The 20,091-nt window shown below is 38.6% G+C and carries 18 protein-coding genes and 1 riboswitch; of the genes, 7 read left to right on the top strand and 11 right to left on the bottom strand.

All coding sequences use genetic code 11. From position 1 onward, the window contains the following. Positions 1-4 precede the first annotated feature (4 nt). The 6 genes from JTI58_RS13300 to JTI58_RS13275 form a co-directional block, all read right to left on the bottom strand. Positions 5-970 carry a S66 family peptidase gene (locus JTI58_RS13300; protein ID WP_205441604.1) on the bottom strand — a complete coding sequence of 322 codons (966 nt, stop codon included), beginning with the start codon at positions 968-970 and terminating at the stop codon, positions 5-7. A gap of 16 nt (positions 971-986) precedes the next feature. Further along, positions 987-2,090 (bottom strand): GNAT family N-acetyltransferase, encoded by a 1,104-nt coding sequence (locus JTI58_RS13295; RefSeq protein WP_205441603.1) that lies wholly within the window; start codon positions 2,088-2,090, stop codon positions 987-989. Positions 2,091-2,222: 132 nt separating this feature from the next. After that, the gene (locus tag JTI58_RS13290) at positions 2,223-2,702 is read right to left on the bottom strand and encodes a hypothetical protein (RefSeq protein ID WP_205441601.1); all 480 of its coding nucleotides are present in this window, start codon (positions 2,700-2,702) and stop codon (positions 2,223-2,225) included. Positions 2,703-2,708: 6 nt separating this feature from the next. Beyond that, entirely contained in the window at positions 2,709-3,371 is a 663-nt protein-coding gene (locus JTI58_RS13285) for a potassium channel family protein (protein ID WP_004224679.1), read from the bottom strand. Positions 3,372-3,512: 141 nt separating this feature from the next. Then, positions 3,513-3,968, bottom strand: coding sequence for a TlpA family protein disulfide reductase (locus JTI58_RS13280; RefSeq protein WP_205441599.1), 456 nt, complete (start codon positions 3,966-3,968; stop codon positions 3,513-3,515). A 149-nt stretch (positions 3,969-4,117) separates the two neighbouring features. Continuing rightward, positions 4,118-4,660 (bottom strand): peroxiredoxin, encoded by a 543-nt coding sequence (locus tag JTI58_RS13275; protein ID WP_004224676.1) that lies wholly within the window; start codon positions 4,658-4,660, stop codon positions 4,118-4,120. A 406-nt stretch (positions 4,661-5,066) separates the two neighbouring features. Between JTI58_RS13275 and JTI58_RS13270 the strand changes: the two genes are divergently transcribed. The 7 genes from JTI58_RS13270 (at position 5,067) to thiW (ending at position 11,968) form a co-directional block, all read left to right on the top strand. Further along, positions 5,067-5,609, top strand: a complete 543-nt coding sequence (locus JTI58_RS13270; RefSeq protein WP_004224674.1) for a helix-turn-helix domain-containing protein — start codon at positions 5,067-5,069, stop codon at positions 5,607-5,609. Between the two features lie 17 nt (positions 5,610-5,626). Then, positions 5,627-6,733, top strand: coding sequence for an ABC transporter ATP-binding protein (locus tag JTI58_RS13265; RefSeq protein ID WP_205441597.1), 1,107 nt, complete (start codon positions 5,627-5,629; stop codon positions 6,731-6,733). Then, entirely contained in the window at positions 6,723-7,532 is an 810-nt protein-coding gene (locus tag JTI58_RS13260; protein WP_205441595.1) for an ABC transporter permease, read from the top strand. Before JTI58_RS13265 ends, JTI58_RS13260 begins: the two co-directional genes overlap by 11 nt. Next, positions 7,529-8,326, top strand: a complete 798-nt coding sequence (locus JTI58_RS13255) for an ABC transporter permease (RefSeq protein ID WP_205441593.1) — start codon at positions 7,529-7,531, stop codon at positions 8,324-8,326. Before JTI58_RS13260 ends, JTI58_RS13255 begins: the two co-directional genes overlap by 4 nt. Further along, on the top strand, positions 8,323-9,396 hold the full coding sequence (locus JTI58_RS13250) for an ABC transporter substrate-binding protein (RefSeq protein ID WP_205441591.1): 1,074 nt from the start codon (positions 8,323-8,325) through the stop codon (positions 9,394-9,396). Before JTI58_RS13255 ends, JTI58_RS13250 begins: the two co-directional genes overlap by 4 nt. 607 nt (positions 9,397-10,003) lie before the next feature. Then, positions 10,004-11,200 carry an MFS transporter gene (locus tag JTI58_RS13245; protein ID WP_205441589.1) on the top strand — a complete coding sequence of 399 codons (1,197 nt, stop codon included), beginning with the start codon at positions 10,004-10,006 and terminating at the stop codon, positions 11,198-11,200. Positions 11,201-11,266: 66 nt separating this feature from the next. Next, a riboswitch (TPP riboswitch) is annotated at positions 11,267-11,374 on the top strand. 93 nt (positions 11,375-11,467) lie between these two features. Further along, positions 11,468-11,968, top strand: a complete 501-nt coding sequence (gene thiW, locus JTI58_RS13240) for an energy coupling factor transporter S component ThiW (protein ID WP_205441587.1) — start codon at positions 11,468-11,470, stop codon at positions 11,966-11,968. Between the two features lie 527 nt (positions 11,969-12,495). Here thiW and JTI58_RS13235 read toward each other — a convergent pair. From JTI58_RS13235 to JTI58_RS13215, 5 genes are read right to left on the bottom strand one after another with little or no spacing between them, the layout of a single operon-like run. Continuing rightward, positions 12,496-15,093, bottom strand: coding sequence for a VWA domain-containing protein (locus JTI58_RS13235; protein WP_205441579.1), 2,598 nt, complete (start codon positions 15,091-15,093; stop codon positions 12,496-12,498). After that, positions 15,077-16,822: a vWA domain-containing protein gene (locus JTI58_RS13230; RefSeq protein ID WP_205441577.1), complete on the bottom strand. Its 1,746-nt coding sequence runs from the start codon at positions 16,820-16,822 to the stop codon at positions 15,077-15,079. Before JTI58_RS13230 ends, JTI58_RS13235 begins: the two co-directional genes overlap by 17 nt. A gap of 11 nt (positions 16,823-16,833) precedes the next feature. Then, positions 16,834-17,709, bottom strand: a complete 876-nt coding sequence (locus tag JTI58_RS13225) for a DUF58 domain-containing protein (RefSeq protein ID WP_205441575.1) — start codon at positions 17,707-17,709, stop codon at positions 16,834-16,836. Beyond that, positions 17,706-18,701 carry an AAA family ATPase gene (locus tag JTI58_RS13220; RefSeq protein ID WP_205441573.1) on the bottom strand — a complete coding sequence of 332 codons (996 nt, stop codon included), beginning with the start codon at positions 18,699-18,701 and terminating at the stop codon, positions 17,706-17,708. Before JTI58_RS13220 ends, JTI58_RS13225 begins: the two co-directional genes overlap by 4 nt. Before the next feature lie 11 nt (positions 18,702-18,712). Continuing rightward, positions 18,713-20,080, bottom strand: a complete 1,368-nt coding sequence (locus JTI58_RS13215; protein WP_205441571.1) for a DUF8809 domain-containing protein — start codon at positions 20,078-20,080, stop codon at positions 18,713-18,715. Positions 20,081-20,091: the final 11 nt, after the last annotated feature.

Below are 20,091 nucleotides of genomic sequence, written 5' to 3'. Positions count from 1 at the left end.
CCTTCTAAAATTTCGTCACCTGAATCCACATTTCTTTTGTATTCATTTGGATATTCCCACCGATAGGGAATGTAAAAATCGGCTGTGTATGACCAAAATCCACATCATATAATACAGGGATAGTTTTTAATAGTGGATGCTTGTCTAAAATAAAATGTAATTGTTCTTCTGTCATAGCGGAAGCTCGTTGAAATCGACCTATTGCCAATCCTTTAATTGGAGTCGTTGCTTGCAATAATGACGTGAGATCACGTGCAAAAATAGCAGGATTCACAAGCTCATCATCCTCTAAAAATAAAATACAATTCGATAAATCAGGCATGTAAGCTGTTCCTTGCAATAAATTTAATGTGCATAAATTACCACCATAAAGCTGCGCACTCACTTCCCCTTCCGAATAGACCTTCCAGCCGGCTGCTTCAAAATGACGATTGTCCTGATCTATATACCATGCATCATCACTCCAAACGCTAGATGCTACTAGGGGAAATGGATTCTTCTCCATTAAACATTTTTGAAAATAGGACAGCTGATATTGTTGTGCTTGCGCCATACGAAAGCTAGAAAAGTGTGGCCCTGAATAAGTGATAAAATTGCATTTTTTAGTAATAGCTATAGCTAAGGCCGTGATATCACTAAACCCACAAAGTATCTTCGGATTTTCAGCAATCATTTGATAATCTAAATAAGGTAAAACCTCATTACAGTTGTATCCACCAAGCACCGTCAGTATTGCTTTCACCTGTGGATCTCGAAAAGCTTCATGTATATCCGTAACACGATGCATGATGGATGAAGATTGCTGCAAATCACACTCAAAAATGTGGTGACCAAACGATATGCGAAACCCTAATCTCTCCAGTATGGTCTTCGTTTGTTCAACCATCTCTACTTTTAAAATTTGGGCACTTCTACTTGGAGCAATAACACGTATCTCATCACCCAATGTTAATTTTGCTGGTATTCTCATATTTTCTATGTCCCTTCTAATAGGTTTGAATTTTAGCTACTAATTTTTCATTCCTAAAATGGAGCGACTCTGCATCAATGAGTGTATATGCTGGTAATGTGGGATGATTTCCTGACCAGCGATCAAATGCCCACTTTCTCTCTTGATTATCATAATGAGGACAATAAGTACCTGCTAATATTCCCAAGCCCTTCCATTCCTCAAAATCATTATTTGTGTTTTCACTATAGCATTTATCAAACCAACACATGGCCCCAGCACTGATACCAGCTAATATAACCCCTTTTTGATAAGCTTCCTTTAACAATTCATCAAAACCATATTCTCGCCACTTTTCAAGAAGATAACCTGTATTCCCCCCACCCACATAGATAATATGCTGCGCTAGTACTTTTTCTCGAATATTTTTATCAAGCATATCCTTTTGCAAAATATGCGTTGCTTCACAATGTTGGAATGCTGCATAAAACTTCTCGATATACCCTTGTGCATCCTTACTTGCGGTGGGAATAAAGCAAATTTTAACTCGTTCATTTATTTGAACTTGACGTAAAATGTATTCGTCGATAATTGACGGGTTTTGCTGAGAAAATCCTCCGCCTGATAGGGCAAAGATTTGTCTTGTCCGTTCATTATTTTTTCTTAATTCATATACAGCTTGTTCATGTCCAAATCTTTCCAACGTCTGAATTTTCTTCATGCCTAATTTTTCAAGTAAGCAACAAGATGCCTTGTTAGCCGTTTGTGTTTCTGCCACAATAGATGCTATATTCAGATAATTCAACCCCTCCTCAATTACCTGTGTAAGCACTTCAAAAGCTAACCCCCTCCCCCAAAACTGAGGTAAAAATTGATAGGAAAGCTCATATAGATCCTTATCATGGTATTCATCGATCGAGACAAGACCTATAAATTCACCTGTCGTCTTTAAAGTGATATATAAATATGTATTAGGGAATGGTGCTTCTAGCATGCCTTTAAAAGATGCTTCTATATAGTTGTTTGATGGAACACCCCCGAGAAAAGTTCGAACTTGTTTATTAGAGTAGAGTATATGTATATCTGTGAAATGCTCTGGTTGTATTCGTTCGATTACACAGTTAGTTGACATGATTTTCATTACATCTAGCCCCCTTCTTTATGTCAAAGTTTAATCTAACTCTCTGAATGAAATCAAATAATTTTTCCAATTTTTCTTAATAATAGAATAAAAAAGTAGTGACCAGCATGAATTGCTGAATCACTACCTATATTATTGTACGTATTGTTCAAGTAAACGTTGCGTATTGATTGATTGTTCAAGTGCCTTTTTCTCTTTTGTCCAATAGATCAAATATTGTGCATCACCTATAGGAAAAACCATTTGCTGCAACTCTTCGTCGAGTTCAGAACTAATGGCCACTTTTAAAATTTCCACCTCATAAATAGGCTTATCCTTCATTTTATAAACAATATGATAAGCTGGCTTTTCTTCAAAAATAGTCCTTTCCTTTTTGGAAAGCTTCCTTACATGACTTAATGGATATTTCTCAATAAAATCTTGTGCTTCATCGCCTGTAGCACGAAATAGTGATTGGTCTCCTTGGAATAATTCAATGTCGTCAATTTCTGTGGCATGATCTAGAACAAGAGAGATTGCCTCATCTTCACTTTTTTCTCTGTTTTGCATGATAAATCCACCAATTAATAATATACCAGCAAATATAACAAGTCTCCATCTGCGTTTTGTCATTTGCTCTTACCCATTCAATGCCTTTTTAACAAAACGATTTATATCCACATCAGCGCCTATAACAAGCATAATATCTCCTAGTAAAATCTTGTCACTTGCCTGTGGAGATACAATAATGTCAGCTCCACGCTTGATTCCTACAATGTTGATGCCATATTTAGCGCGAATATCCAAATCCATAATGGAGTATCCTGCAATCGCATCATTGGCCTTTAATTCCATAATGGAGTGCTCATCTGATAGCTCTAAATAATCTAGTACAGTATTTGATAACATATTATTGGCAATACGAATCCCCATATCTCGCTCAGGATGGACGACAAAATCTGCGCCAATTTTACGTAAAACCTTTTCATGGTAATCGTTTTGAGCCTTTACCGTAATTTGCTCAACACCAATTTCCTTTAAAATGATGGTTGTTAATATACTTGCTTGAATATCTTCCCCAATTGCTACAATTACGTGCTCAAAATTACGAATGCCTAATGAATTCAGTACCGACTCATCGGTTGAATCTGCAATAACAGCTTGTGTAGCAATGGAAGCAAACTCATCTACACGCTCTGAAGAATGGTCAATCGCCATTACTTGTGCGCCCTGACTCATTAATTCACGAACAATACTTCCTCCAAAACGTCCAAGCCCTATGACTGCAAACTCTTTTTTCATCATAAAAATCCCTCCGAAAACTACTATACCACCATTGTAGCGTATTCTCTGCGATATGTATTGTCAAAACAAGAGCCTATTCGTCAATGTTGGACAACAAAAAAGACGAGGACTTAGATCCCCGTCTTCAACATATCGTTATTATTCAGCGTTACGCATCTCATCTAGCACGCGGTTTACACGTTTTTCTAGCATTTTCATACCACTACCACCAGCTTGCATATGACGCAGCTGACCATCTTTATCGAACACAAAATACGCTGGTACATATTGGTTTTCAAAAGCATCTGTTAGTTTCATTTCACTGTCTACAAAGATTGGTTGCACAATATCATGCTCTGCTGCTACTGCTTTTATTGTATCTAAATCAGTATCTGCCTCAGAACGTGGCATATGTACTGCTACAACGTTTAATTCATCTTTATATTGATCGCGGAAATTGTTTACGTCTGGCATTGCTTCTTTACATAAATGGCAGCTTACTGACCAGAAGTGAATTAAAGTTGGTTTTTTGCCTACTAATTCCGCTTTTGATACTTCACCATTTAACCAAGTCGTTGCGCCTACTAATTCAGGCATTTGTTCACGAAGTTTCATAAAAATCCTCCTCTAATAGATAGTTTGTCTTCAGATATTTAGCTAACGGTCTAAAAAATCTTTCCAAAAAGAAAAATTCAGTTAAAAGTCCCCACAAGCTTGTCGTGGGGACTGTTAATTTGTTGCATAATGACTGGACTCTATTTAAATTATAGAGTTGCTTGGCCTGGACGCCAGTTAGCTGGGCAAAGACCACCCGTTTGTAGTGCTTGAAGTACACGTAGTGTTTCATCAACATCACGGCCGATGTTGTTATCAAATACTGTTTGGTATTTTAATTCGCCTTCTGGGTTGATGATGAATAAACCACGTAATGCGATACCTTCTTCTTCAATTAAAACACCATATTCTTTAGATACTTGATGGTTAGTATCAGCAGCTAATGGGTATTTTAATTCACCAAGACCATTTTGCGTGCGGTCTGTATTAATCCATGCTAAGTGTGTATGGATCGTGTCAGTAGAAACACCGATTACTTCTGCATCTAAGTCTTCGAACTCGTCATAACGATCGCTCATTGCAGTGATTTCAGTTGGACATACGAATGTAAAGTCCATTGGATAGAAGAAAAGAACTGTCCATTTATCTTGTGCTTTAATATCTTCTAATGATACTTTACCAAATGATTTGTCTGAAAGTACTGCTTCCATTGTAAAGTCAGGTGCTTGTTTACCTACCATGCGTTCTGCCATAATAAATCCCTCCGAATAAATATGTAGTTTATATATTCCATTCGCACTAGCGAACTCGTCTTCTACGATAGCAGAGTAACCGTAGTTTTTCAAACAAGTAAACTCCGCCCGTTTGGATGATTGAAATCGATTGACAAAAATTCGTCAAATCCATCAATGGAATTATCGCTACTGTCTTTCTATCAGCTATTTTTAACAATAATTTTCTACACTATACAATTTTTTTCTCAATTAAATTTATACTTCTTTTTTTAACATTTTATAGCTATTTTTTTCACGAAAAACGATTGCAAATTTTTTATTATTATGTATAATTGTAATGGTTTTAGTAAACTAAAAGTTTCGTTAAAGTAAACTTCATATTTCGAAAGTTTATCATTGCTAAACTTCTCTTAGGAGGGAAAAGATGCAAATAGGAGCAAAAATTAAAGCGCTTCGTTTAAAAAAAGGTCTTACCCAAGAGGAACTTGGAGAACGTACAGATTTAAGTAAAGGTTATATTTCCCAATTAGAACGTGATCTAAACTCACCTTCTATTGAAACATTATTTTCAATATTAGAAGTTTTAGGGTCGAGACCTAAAGACTTTTTTGATGATGAATCACCTGAACAGAAGGTTGTTTATACAGAGGAAGATCAATCTACCTATACGGATGAAGAAAAAAAATATGAAATTCAATGGCTAATTCCTACTTCGAATGAAAAAGAGATGGAACCCATTTTCTTAACCTTTGCCGCAGATGGCGAGTTCAAACAGTTTGAGCCTTCGCTCTCTGAAACATTTATTTATGTGGTTAAAGGACGTATTCGTCTCGTTTTAGGGAATGAACAGTATATCGCAAGTGAAGGCAATGCACTTTATTATGACGCGACAGACCATCATCAGATTTTTAATGCACATGATGATGAAACAAAAATTTTACTTGTCGCAACAGATTCTTATTTATAGCTTAAGGAGGCGCATCCATGACAACAAATTCAATTATCCGCTTTGAAAATGTTTCAAAGTCATATAGTGACGGTACCGTCGTTTTAAAAAATATCAATTTGGAGCTTGAAAAAGGGAAATTTTACACACTCCTTGGTCCATCAGGTTGTGGTAAAACAACCATTTTACGAATTATTGCAGGATTTACGGAACCTACAACAGGAGATGTATTTTTCCATGATAAAAAGATTAATGCAGTTCCTGCCAATGAACGTCAGGTTAATACTGTCTTTCAGGATTATGCGCTGTTCCCTCATTTAAATGTTTTTGAAAATGTCGCATTTGGCCTACGCATTAAGAAGCTCCCTGAAAAGGACATAAAAGAGCGTGTAGCTGAAGCCTTAAAGTTTGTCAATTTGGCAGGATATGGTAACCGCGAAATATCTGAAATGTCTGGTGGACAACGACAACGTGTGGCGATTGCACGTGCCATTGTCAATGATCCTGAAGTAATTTTACTGGATGAGCCACTTTCAGCTTTAGACTTAAAGCTACGTACAGAAATGCAATATGAGCTTCGTGAACTACAGCAACGTCTTGGCAAAACTTTTGTCTTTGTTACACATGATCAAGAAGAAGCACTTGCGATGAGTGACGAAATTTTTGTCTTAAGTGAAGGACAAATTCAGCAATCAGGTACACCGGTGGATATTTATGATGAACCGATTAACCGCTTCGTTGCTGACTTTATAGGTGAATCCAATATTGTACCTGGTGTAATGATTGAGGATTTCAAGGTTGAATTTGCTGGCAAAGTTTTCGAATGTGTCGACCAAGGGATGAAGCTAAATGAAAAAATAGACATTGTCATTCGACCAGAAGATTTAGAAATGACAACGGTTGATAAAGGAAAACTTGTGGTAAAAGTGGATACACAATTATTCCGAGGCGTACATTATGAATTATCAACATACGATAAAGATGGTAATGAGTGGTTAGTCCATTCATTAAAGAAAGCAGAAGTAGGGACTGAAATTGGCTTAGACTTTGATCCTGAGGCGATTCATGTAATGCGCTTAAACGAAACAGAGGAAGAGTTTGATAAACGACTAGAATCGTATGGAGACGATGAAGATGCAAACTAAAACATCGAAATCAGCGTTATTTCCATATGTGTTATGGATTGCCTTTTTCGTTATCGCGCCGATAGCACTCGTTGTTTATTATTCCCTACTTGATTTACATGGCAACTTTACGCTCGATAACTATAAAGGATTCTTTTCTTCTGTTTACTTAAAAATGACCTTGAGCTCGTTTTGGTATGCATTTTTAATTACATTCTTTACATTATTAATTTCATATCCAACTGCCTATTTCTTAACGAAGACAAAACATAAACAACTTTGGCTTCTGCTTATTATTATTCCTTCATGGATTAATCTTTTATTAAAAACATATGCCTTTATCGGCATCTTTGGGCTATACGGCCCAATTAATGCATTTATCGAAGTATTTGGCTTCGATCCAAAGCAAATGCTCTTTACTGATATTAGCTTTGTCTTTGTATCGGTCTATATTTTTATTCCATTTATGATTTTACCGATTTTCAACTCTTTAGATCGATTAAACCCAACGCTCATTTATGCAGCACGTGATTTAGGTGCTTCGGCTTTTACAACCTTCCGTCGCGTTGTTTTACCCTTGACAATGGATGGCGTTAAGTCTGGTATTCAAGTTGTCTTTATCCCAGCACTATCCCTGTTCATGATTACTCGCTTAATTGCGGGGAACCGTGTCATTACTCTAGGTACAGCGATTGAACAGCAATTCCTTGTGACACAAAACTGGGGTATGGGTTCCACTATTGCTGTATTCTTAATTTTATTCATGGTGATTATTATGCTAATTACGGGACAAAAGGATAAAGGAGGTCGCGTACGATGAACAAACTATCTGCATCAGCCAAAGTTTATTTAACAATTGTCTTTATCGTTCTCTATGCACCAATCCTCTATTTAATCTTTTACTCGTTCAATAGTGGCGGTTCCATGAATCATTTTGAATCCTTTACTTTAGAGCATTATCAAGCCGTTTTCGAAGATTCACGTCTTCTTGTTATCTTAATAAATACGGTCATCGTGGCATTACTTTCTGCTCTCATTTCTACTATTATTGGTACGCTAGGAGCAATTGGTATTGTGACGGTTAAGGATTCAAAAATGCGTAATACTTTACTATCCTTAAACAATGTCTTAATTGTCAGTCCAGACGTTATCATCGGGGCAAGCTTCTTAATTTTATTTACAATGGTTGGCATTAAACTGGGCTTTGCATCTGTGTTATTAGCCCATGTCGCATTTAGTGTACCGATTGTTGTACTAATGGTTTTACCCAAACTATTAGAAATGAATAACTCATTAATCGATGCAGCATTAGATTTAGGGGCAACGAAAAAGGACGTTATGATGCGTGTCATCCTACCTTATATTCAGCCAGGCATTTTTGCAGGCTTCTTCCTTGCCCTTACGTATTCATTAGATGATTTTGCCGTGACGTTCTTCGTAACAGGTAATGGCTTCAGTACCTTATCCGTAGAAATCTATTCAATGGCCCGAGCAGGAATTTCTCTAACGGTGAATGCGATTTCTGGATTAGTATTCTTTGTTACGGTTTTAGTTGTTGTTGGTTATTATTTCATTACAAGTCGTACGAGTAAAAGAATGGAGGGGCAACGATGAAGTCATTAATTCAAGCTACCATCGCCATCCTTGTCGTTTCAGCCCTTTTATTCTATGCGGCTGACGCCTTAAGTGCAGGCGGCGGTAAAAGTGGAAAAGACACGTTAACCATCTTTAACTGGGGAGAATATATTGATCCTGATTTGTTAAAAGCATTTGAAAAAGAAACAGGCATTCATGTCATCTATGAAACATTCGATTCCAATGAAGCCATGATGACAAAGATTCAGCAAGGTGGAACAGCTTACGATATTGCTGTGCCTTCTGAGTATATGATTGAAAAAATGAAGGAAGAAAATTTATTGATTCCTTTAGATAAAACGAAGATCCCTAATTTTAAAAATATTGATCCTTACTTTTTAGATTTACCATTCGATGATAACAATAAATATTCTGTCCCTTATTTTTGGGGAACTGTAGGTATAGTCTACAATCCAAGCCTTGTTGGAGACTTAGACTTCTCTTCTTGGGACGATTTATGGGACCCTTCCTTAAAACGAAAAGTGTTTTTAGTGGATGGTGCTCGTGAAGTCATTGGAATGGGCTTAAACAGTCTTGGACATTCTCTGAATTCACTAGATGATCAAGAACTACGTGAAGCTACTGATAAATTAATCACACTCGCACCAAATGTGAAAGCTATCATTGGAGATGAAATTACGCCATTAATGATCAATAATGAGGCAACTGTAGCCCTTACTTGGTCTGGGCAAGCAGCAGACATGATGTATGAAAATGAAGAGCTAGACTTTGCAGTACCTGAGGAAGGCTCAAACTTATGGTTTGATAACATGGTCATCCCAAAAACATCGAAAAATATCGATGGTGCCCATGCCTTTATCAATTTTATGCTAAGTGCTGAATCTGGTGCTCAAAATGCCGATTTTGTAGGCTACTCAACACCTAATATTGCAGCTATGGACTTAATGGATGAAGAAGTTGTTTCTGACGAACGCTACTATCCTTCTGAAGAACAACGCGATACATTAGAGGTCTACAAAAACTTAGGACCAGATTACTTAGGGAAATACAATGAATTATTTTTAGAATTTAAAATGAGTATTCGATAATTAAACTAGCGAATTGGTTTTCACACCCATTCGCTAGTTTTTTTCTGCTTATCTAACTTTCTATTAAATAAGAACCTTTACAATGGATTATTCGCATTATTATATTTAGAAAATAATTTATCTGGATTTCGAGGATTCCTACATCATTTGTTATGGAATAGCTTTGCAGCTAGATATTGTCATCTATCATGCACAATTTTATATTGCTTTATCGAAAAACAAGCCATGAAAGTGTACTTTTTATATTACATAACCTTCACTCAGTATTTCTGATGCCGCTATATCATCGCTAGGATTTATAGCCAACCTTTATGTCATTACAGACTAACTCACAATTTTTTTTAATTATCTCTACATAAGCGAAGTCCATTCATTGTTGTTGCAACTTTGGAGCTGCAAATTTTCCATCTCCCATTCTACAGCTTCATTTCAATCCATTTTATTACAAAAATGGATTGTTTAGCAATTCATAGGTGCCTAAACGAAAACTTTTGTGGAAAACCATTCTAAATATAGAACCAGTTCTACAATCTTAACTATTAGCCAAGCAATAATTCTTTATGATAGACTGTACTATATTTGATTACAAAAAAAGGGGGTTCATTCGATGACCCAGCAGAAGTCCAATAAGGCGGCTTTGTATATTTTAATGTTTAATATGTTTATCGCAATGGGGAGTATTGGCATTATTATTCCTGTCATGCCGGAGTATTTAAAAATATTTGGTGCAGCAGGACAAGTTCTAGGTATGCTAATAGCAACCTTCGCCTTAGCTCAATTCGTATTTTCTCCTATTGCTGGGAACCTTTCCGATCAGTACGGTCGAAAAAATTTAATTATTTTCGGTCTCATCGTGACAGGTCTTGCACAAATCGGTTTTGGCCTTGCTACAGATGTATGGATGCTCTTTTTAGCACGCTTTTTAGGTGGCCTAGGTTCCGCTTTTGTCGCACCTCCTATTATGGCTTTTGTCGCTGACGTCACAACCTATGAAGAACGCGGGAAAGGGATGGGGATGTTGGGTGCTGCCATGTCTCTTGGTTTTATGATAGGGCCAGGAATCGGTGGTTTCTTAGCAAAGGTTAGCTTACATTTTCCATTTTACACTGCTGGAGCTGCAGCCATCCTAGCTTCTATTTTATCTTACTTTTTATTACCATCTACCAAACCAAACACTGCACAAAAGAAGCAAAAGCTAGACAATCTGGCGAAGCAAATGGCTCGTTCCATACATATGCCTTATTTTGTAATGCTTATCATTATGCTGGTGTTCTCATTCGGAATTGCAAACTTCCAAACGACATTGTCATTATTTGTGACAGAAAAGTTTAATTACACACCTGTGGACATAGCAATTATATTAGTTGTCGGTGGTGCTTTTGGGGTAGTTGTACAAATGTTTATTATTACACCACTATTCAATCGCTTTGGTGAAATGAAGGTAGTGCTTGTCAATTTATTTATTGCATCTGTTGCTATTTTCTTCATATTATTTGTGTCTGGCTTTGCCCTTATATTAGTTGTAGCAACGATTTTCTCTACAGCAACGACATTAATTCGTCCAGCTGTTAATACACTTATCTCAAAGCTTGCAGAGAAAGAACAAGGATTCGCTGCGGGCTTGAATAATGCCTATATGAGTCTTGGTAATATGATTGGACCCGCTTTGGCTGGTTTATTATTTGACTGGAATATGAATAGCCCATATATTTTCGGATCGATCATATTATTAGCTTGCTTCTTCCTTGCGCTCATCTGGACATTGAAAAAAGCACCTCATTTAATGCATCCCGATACAAAATAGTCTGAAAAATCATTGACTATTTTTAGCAGTATGTTACATTAATGTTGGTCAACGAAATTGAATGATTTTAACCACTAGGGGAGTCTTTAAAAGGCTGAGACGTATATGGTAATATACGGACCCTTTGAACCTGATCTAGTTCACACTAGCGGAGGGAAGTGGCGCTACTTGCTGTTGTCACTATATACACGCAAGGCCGCTTCCTATTGTTTAAAGGGGCGGCCTTTTTATTTTTCCTCACGAACTTTATCAAAAGGAGTGAACTTTATGTCAATTCGTAAATTAACAGTCATGGCTTTATTAGTAGCTATTGCTGTTGCAGGCTCTACTTTCGTATCTATCCCAACAGGAATCGCACGTGCTTACCCCGTTCAGCATGCTATTAATGTGATAGGAGCCATTATATTTGGACCCGTACCAACAGTAATAGTTGCCTTTGTCACTGCCGTCATTCGAATCCTTACCGGAACAGGCTCTCTATTAGCTATCCCTGGTAGTGTCATTGGCGCGTCCTGTGCGGCCCTTGCCTATAAATATAGCAATAAAATGTGGTTAGCTGGCATTGGAGAAGTTGTGGGAACTGGCATTCTTGCTTCACTTATTGCCGTACCTTATGCAAAATTATTCATGGGAACATCTGTAGCAGCATTCTTCTTCCTACCTGCCTTTTTAACATCAAGTACAATCGGCGCCATTCTAGGTGTTATGGTTGCTAGCAGCTTGCGTAAAACGGAGCTAGTAAAGAGGTTTAATTCTTCTCTTTATTGAAGGGGGTTTGGATAATAAGCATTCATTGAGATGGGGGTGGCCAAGATTGGAGCGCTTTTCTTCCTTCTATGAGCGGCGACGACCTTGGTTGGAGCGTTTTTTATCTCCTTACGAGCGGCTGTGACTCAATTTAGAGCGCCTTCCATCTCCTTAGGAGCGGCTGCGGCTCAACTTAGAGCGCTTTTCTTCTCCTTACGAGCGGCTGTGACTCAATTTAGAGCGCTTTTCTTCTCCTTACGAGCGGCTGCGGCTCAACTTAGAGCGCTTTTCTTCTCCTTACGAGCGGCTGTGACTCAATTTAGAGCGCTTTTCTTCTCTTTATGAGCGGCTGCGACTCAACTTAGAGCGCCTTCCACCTCCTTAGGAGCGGCTGCGACTCAACTTAGAGCGCTTTCTATCTCTTTATGAGCAAAGGTCCCACTTTTTAGATCATCTCTATCCACTTTTTCAAAATAGATACATCTCTTTCCTCAAACAATACAAAAAAGCAGTGCAAAACAATTAGATTTTGCACTGCTTCCACTATATTAAGATCGTTTTTTCATACCTTTTAATAACTGTGCCACATTTGTGTCTTCTGCCTGTATAGGTTTTTCCTCAACCAGCGGTTCTTTCTTCTTCGCATTCGTTAGGAAGTTCCAACCAAAACGTCTTATGGTAATATCCATAAAGAATAAAAGCATACTTGCTAAGAGAAGCCATGTAGCAATATTTTGTCGATCCGCTCCTTTTGTTGTAAAGTCTCGGAATACATCTTGTGGTTCCTTTAAAACCGCGCCTCCTGTTTGTTGCGTTAACTCTTCTATCAGTTGATCATTAACAGGAAGTAGTTCGTATTCGGCACTATAAGGAACACTTAGTCCTGCTTGATAAATGGCCTGCTTTTCATCTGCTACACGGAAGAATATTAATCCAGGTTCGGCTTGTACTACAGCTCGAACTTGGGAGGCCGAAATGGTTTCAAGTTGTGTTTCTAGCTCTTCCCCAGCTTCATTAACTGCTACAATATCTAAAAATGCAGCTTCATTTGTAGGGTCGGTAATCATAAAGGAACCATCTGCTTCCAATCTTACATCATAGGCCACATCATTATAGCTTGGTAGCATTTGTGAAATAAGTGTTTGCCAGAATGTTCCCCAATCCTGCCATCTTGCCCAATCTCCTGTCCATTTACCCGTTGAATCAGATGTAAAGGCAAAAGTTTTACCGAGACCATATTGCCACTGCGCTAACACAGGATCTTCCTTCTCGCTTTCTGCCACAACAGTAGTCCCTTGTTTTGCCGTTGTGCCAATGTAAGCATTCATTTGTGGGACACCATTGGTAAACAGTGAATTCCATCCTGCTGCATTATAAATCGCTGGATAAAATGGATTATCCTCAATGTAAGTGCGAGAAATCATAGCTGTTTCACGAGATAAAATAGAAGGAATCGTTTGCTCATCTATGACATCATAGAAACGGCCACTGCCCATGTCACTAAGCGCTTCTAATAAGTTCGCATCGGCATCTTGTCCAATCGCTACTGTCGATAAAGTTATACCGTTTTCTTTTCCTTCAGCAATTAGATCCTCGTAATTTCCTGACTGTGATTGCCCATCTGTTAAGAGAATAATATGCTTACGTTGCAGTTTTAAATCAGCTAGATTTTCATAGGCTTTAGCTAATGAACTGTAGATTTCTGTTCCACCACCAGGTGTTACGGATAAAATAGTATCCACTGCCTCTTCTTTACTGCTAAGAGGTCCTGTCTCTATAATCTCCCAAGGACGATCATCAAAGGCAATAAATCCTAATGTATCCTCATCTCGCAACATCTCAACAGAACGTGCTGCTGCTTCTTTAGCAAGCTCTAGCTTCGAGCCTTGCATACTACCAGAACGGTCAAGTACAATCACTAACCCTAAGGAAGGTAATTGTTCTTTGCCCTTAATTTCCATTTCCACTGGCAATAAGGTTTCAATCGGTGTTTTAAAATAGCCGCCTAGACCAAAACTATTTTCTCCTCCAACCATGGTAAAACCAACACCAAAGTTTTTGACTGCTTGCTCAATAACACTCATTTTTGCCTCACCGACTAAATGACCTGGCACATTGTCGAAAATAATAGCATTATACTGCAAATAGCTGGACAGTTCATTTGGTAGACTTTGAGGATTGACAACATCATAGGCAATAGATTGACTGCCAAGTGCTGCTGCGATAGGTGAAGCTGTTTCATAACCATTAACGATTAGTAAATGTGGTTCACTTTGTACCATTGTGACACTAGTTAACTTATTGTTTTCAAAAATAGCATCCTGACCAACTTGAACAACTGCCTCATATTTTACAAGTCCTTCAGCTGTCGCTGCATGTTTATAGGTAAACACATTCGTGCCTTCAGTCAGCTCAACTGCCTCTCGATGAATAAGCTTATCATTTTCATATAATAACAGCTCTCCTTGGCCTGCAGTCGTTGCATGAATTTCCGTCACTAATTGTTGCTGCTCTCCCACATAAGCAACCTGAGGGGATACAAAGCTTTTTAGTGACACATCATTGACAACTGGTTGACTAAAAGGTCTAACATCCACACTAATATTGGAGCCTTTCAGCTTCATGGCAAATTCTAAAGCATCGCCTTTTGTCTCATTACCATCTGTTAATAGCACAAGACGAGTTGCTTTTTTCGGATCGATAATACCTGCTGCAAGCTGGAGACTTTGTTCAATATTTGTTTGATCGGTTGCTTTAATTTCTGTAAGTTTTGGTACTTCCTTTAAAGTTTTAGACAAAATGGCTTCTGTTTGTAAAGTGGAGGAAAATGAATAAATGCCTGCAAGCTGCGGTTCTTTTTTTGATTGTAGGCTCTCCTGTATAAACTGAACCATTTCATCTTCTGTACCATTCATGGAAGCAGAACGGTCTACTAAATAGACGATTTGTTCTTCTTTTATTGGTAATAATAGATATGGACCTGCAAGTGCAAAAACTAAACAGCTTACTGCTACTATGCGAATAGCAAGTACAACAATATGACTTTTTTTGAGTCGCTGCTGTTCACGAAAATAAGTCCATCCAAAATACAAGAACAATGGAAGGAGTAGCAACAATACTAATGGCATATCAATTCGTAAATCCACGACGTCGTTGCACCTCCCACTCTGAAACAAGTAATAATAAAATAATCACAATTAGCCAAGGTACGAAAGAGGTCATCGATACTTCTTCTTTCCCATTATCTGAGATATCACCTAATGTAAAGCTTGTTCCTTGTTCAATAACGCGTTCTTGGGCTTGCAATTGCACAATCAATTGTTTTTCTTCATTATTTGAACGTACCATATAAATGCCTGGTTGTTTTGGTGCAGTTAGCATGCCCTTCGTAATAGTCGAGAGAAACTCGTCTTCTTGCGAATAAACATTCCACTCTCCTTGCGCTAAAGCTACTGCACGCTGTTCATTCGGTGAAAAAATCCCAAGTGAACCAACTGTTTCTGTTAGCTGCTGCTCAGTACTCCATAGAAATAGCGGGAATGATGGATGTAATGGCCAATCTGTATCGGCAATATCCGCTAAAACAACGATATCTCCTTTAGGGGAGCGTTGGATGAACGGCTCTTCTCCAACAGAAGCAATCGTTTCATAGTCCGCAAAGCCAGGATAAACAGCACTAACATAAACATCCTTTAGTTCGCTAAAAGCAAACAATGCATCACTTCTAGTGCTTACCAAGCCATTTGCTTCTACTTTTTCTGCATCGTCACGACCAAATAATACAAGGGGTTTGTCCATCTTTTCTAATAAGGCTGTTTGGTTTGTGATTACTGTAGCATCCTGATTGTCAGCTACTTGTAATGATGGAACGATTTTTACCCCATTACTGACCGTTTGAAAACCTTTTTGTATCAATTGATGCATACCTTGATCAACAGCAATTTTAGAAGTAGTTGTTTGTAGTAAAACGGTTTGTTGATTGTCTACAGCATAATCATCTTTTGCATCAATAGTAGCTGTCATCGATTTTGCTAAAGGCAAATCTTTGAATGTTTTCGTAATGGCTTCATTTGGAGGCACAACGACACTTTCTGCTACCAGCTCCTCGCCCTCTGCATTTTGCAATGCTAGTGTTACCTTTTGCTCTGTATTTGTATCATTATGGAGTTGTACAAGTGCCAGCGTAACTTGTCCATCTGTCGTAGCAGCAAAGCGTGTAATAGCGATATTTGTTAAGTCTTTTGCAGCACCTCTTACTAGCCATTTCACAGAACCCTTGTCCATCGGTAATTGTTTTTTATCAAGTGTATCTGTAAAAACATAGATAGAAGTTGGTGTATCACCCACAAATGCCTGTGCCACATCCAGTGCCTTATTCATTTCAGCTGTTTCATAGGCTACTTGTAAATCTTGAATAGCTTTTTTTATTTCATTCATGTTTGTTTCTTGCTGTAAAACAGCTTTTGGAGCGGCACCAGTTGTAATCAATGTAACAGGTCGACCATTCAGCTCATCCATCAAGGTCAGCATTTCCTGTTTATGTGTGTCGAAGGTTGATTGACTCTTGCCTGCCAACATTGTAGCTGAAGTATCTACAATAAATATGGTTTGTGCACCCACAATGGTTGATTTCTTTACATATGGATTCATCAGTGCCAATACAAGTAGTAGCAACGCTAGTAGCTGTAAATATAGTAGGGCATTTTTTTGTAAATGCTTTAAATAAGGCGATACACGCATTTCCTGCATAATCTCCGACCAAAAAAGTGTCGAAGAAACAGTTTGCTCTGTATATTTTTTTCGAAAGAAATAATAGAGTAGGACAATGACCGGGATGATGGCCGTCCAGCTAAATATAATTTGACTAAAGCCCAATACGGCTCACCTCACCTAATCCAATGTGCTTTTAATAATTGCTGGAAAATTGCATGTTGCAATCCATCTTCCACTTTCAATTGTAATTTTCGAACACCAAAGCGACGGCAAATGGCATCAAATTCGTCTTCATGTAATAAGCGTCTTGCATGATAGGTCTCTAGTACTTTAGAGGACATCGTCACATTCACATCATTACCTGTTTCACGGTCAAGCAGGCGTACATCACCCGAATAATTTGGTGACAGCTCTTCTTGCGTCACAATTTGCAAAATGCGAACATCCCCAGCATAGCGTGGTAGCCTTTTCAATAGCTGTTCCCATTCCTCAATTGGCTCTAATCCATCTGTTACGATGAATAATACGGTACTATCTTTAGGCAAAGCTTTTAGTGCACTCTGGGCAAAACGATTAGAGTAATTAGCTTCCTCTATATCTGTTACTACCTGTAAAAAAGCTCGGCGATACATGGCACCTTTCCGTCTAAAGGGTGGTTTCACTTCATCCTGAACAATAGAAAAGGATAAACGGTCATCTCGACCTAATACCATTAAACCGAGGGAGGCTACGAGTTGACGAGCAAATAGCCACTTAGCATGATCCCCCATTGATTTGGTAGCATCTAGTAAAATATGTACACGCATCTCTTGCTCGTCTAAAAACCTTTTAATAAAGTATTTATCTGTACGAGCAAAGACGTTCCAATCTACTTGGCGTACATCATCTCCTAAATGGTATTCTCGAAAATCCGAGAAATCAAGGGATGCCCCGAAGCGTTGTGAACGATGCGAGCCCTTATGTTGCCCACGTAGTTTGGAGGCCGTCGCTACTTGAAAGCGACTGATTTTTGCTAACCAGTCTTCGGGCAATAAGTATTTGGCTGTCACTTGCCAACACCTTGCTGAACCTTTTCTAAAATAACATCAATCACATCATCTGCTGTTTTTCCTGAAGCCTCCCCTTCATAATTCAACAGCATCCGATGACGTAAAACGGGCTTTGCAACAGACTTAATATCCGCTACAGAAACATGGAAACGTCCATTCATTAGAGCTCTCGCCTTTGCTAATTTGATTAAGCTCTGCAAGCCACGTGGGCCACTGCCATACATTGCATATTGTTTAACCTCATCAAGTGCATCAGCTCTTTCAGGATGCGTAGCCACCACTAAATCCGTTGCATACTCCAGCATTTCATCAGCAACCATCACTTCTTTCACCATTTGCTGAGCTTCAATAAGAGCCTCCGTATCCATCTGCTTCTGTAAACCAATTTCCTGAGCACCTGTCGTTCGCTTCATAATTTCCATTAGTTCACTTTTTTCAGGATAGGGTACAAGAATTTTACAAAGGAAACGGTCCATTTGTGCTTCTGGTAACGGGTATGTTCCTTCCATCTCGATTGGGTTTTGTGTTGCCAACACGAAAAATGGTTTCGCCATTTTTTTCGTATCCCCTAATATCGTTACCGTTTTTTCTCCCATTGCTTCCAACAAGGCACTTTGTGTTTTCGGTGTTGCACGATTTATCTCATCAGCCAATACCATTTGGCTAAAGATTGGCCCAGGTTGAAACGTAAATTGCTGCTTCCCATCGGGTGTACGTTCAATCATGCTCGTTCCTGTTATATCTGCTGGCATAAGATCTGGTGTAAATTGAATACGTGAAAACGACAGATCCAGTACCTCTGAAATCGTCCGAATTAACATCGTTTTTCCTAAACCAGGTAAACCTTCTAACAATGCATGACCATCCGCTAATACTGCATATAAGGTATAATCAATTGCTTCTTCCTGTCCGACAATGAAGCGATGAATCTCTTCTTTAACTTGTTGTAATTTCGTGCTCATATCTACATACTGTTGCTCCGTAAAGGCCATTTTTTTTCCTCCTACTGCGACTCAATTGACGTGAAATAAGATTGCACGACATTTTGTAAATCCTTCGGTAATTGCAAACGCTCTGAACTCTCTAAATAGCTGTCTTTATAAGAGCCAATTACTTCCTCATAAGGTCGAATAGAACCCTTTGTTATCGGGCCATTTCCTTGTTGCTCGGATACATGAGAACCATCTCCTAATGCACCACCATCTACAGATGTCTCACTAGACCCACCAATTCGATTCGGTGTCGTTAACAAATTCCGACTGCCTTGGCCACTTCCTGCTCCTTGACCACCTTGCCCTTGTCCCTGACCCTGACCTTGCCCTTGCCCTTGCCCTTGTCCTTGGCCTTGGCCCTGTCCTTGGCTATTACCATTTTGTTGTTGAGAACCGTTTTGAGCATTATTCTGACTAGACTGACCTTGTTGATTGCTTGGCTGGGCATTACCAGATGACTGTTGATTGTTTTGATTGTGACTGTTTGCATTATTGGCACTGGCAATCGCATTTTGTAAGGAGTTACTCGCTGGTTTACCAAGTTTACTCATAGCGGTTTGTATGGCATTTGCATTTTCTGTGAGCCCTTGCTGCATTTGGGCAAGCTCTTCTAGCTGCTCAATTTCTTCCTTCGACAAGCCTTGTCCCTCGGCAGCTCCATCTTGGCTAGCCGTTTGCTTGTCTTTTAAATGCTGCTCCTTTAGAGCTAATTCCTTTTGCTTCTTCACAACTTCCCGTAAAGCTTCTTCTGCTGTTTCAGCCTCTTTTAAAGTATTTTGAAGTTCTTGCAATTGCTCCTTTACTTCTTTTGTTTCAGCCTTTTTCTCTAGTTCAGCAACTTCCTTTTTCATATCTTCAATTACAGCCTGCTCCTTTTCAACCTCTATTGCTTCGATTTGCGTAGCTGCTGGGAACATATAAAGAATGGCTAGTACAACTGTTGTGATAAATAATCCAATAAATGCCTGAGGACGAAATAGATTTTTCTTTCGAGCCTTGAAATCTGTAAAAGCTTTTTCAGCATTTTGCATAGCTTTCGATAATAGTGATTGAACAAGAGGATCCTGATCATCTTTAAATGATAACGCTGTCACTAATTCATTATGTGAAAAATAATGATCGAGTGTGTGCAAAGCCTCTTTCTCGTTGACTCGTTTCCACCATATATAAGCAAAGGTTGCAACAATAACAGTAATGAAAACTCCTAACGCTATTTGGCGATAATAGGGCCAAACAAATAGTCGAGAAATAAGTATGAGAGAAGCACTCGAAAGCAATGCCAAAAACAAACCGTACTGTGCAATGGGAATGCTTCTTTCAAGAGTTAATCTCGATTTTGCACGCTGAATATATTTTCGTAATTGCTTACGACGCTCCATAACTATTCCTC

This window comes from Lysinibacillus fusiformis (genome assembly GCF_016925635.1).
Taxonomy (GTDB): Bacteria; Bacillota; Bacilli; order Bacillales_A; family Planococcaceae; genus Lysinibacillus; species Lysinibacillus fusiformis_F.
This window is presented reverse-complemented; position numbering and strand designations above follow the sequence as displayed.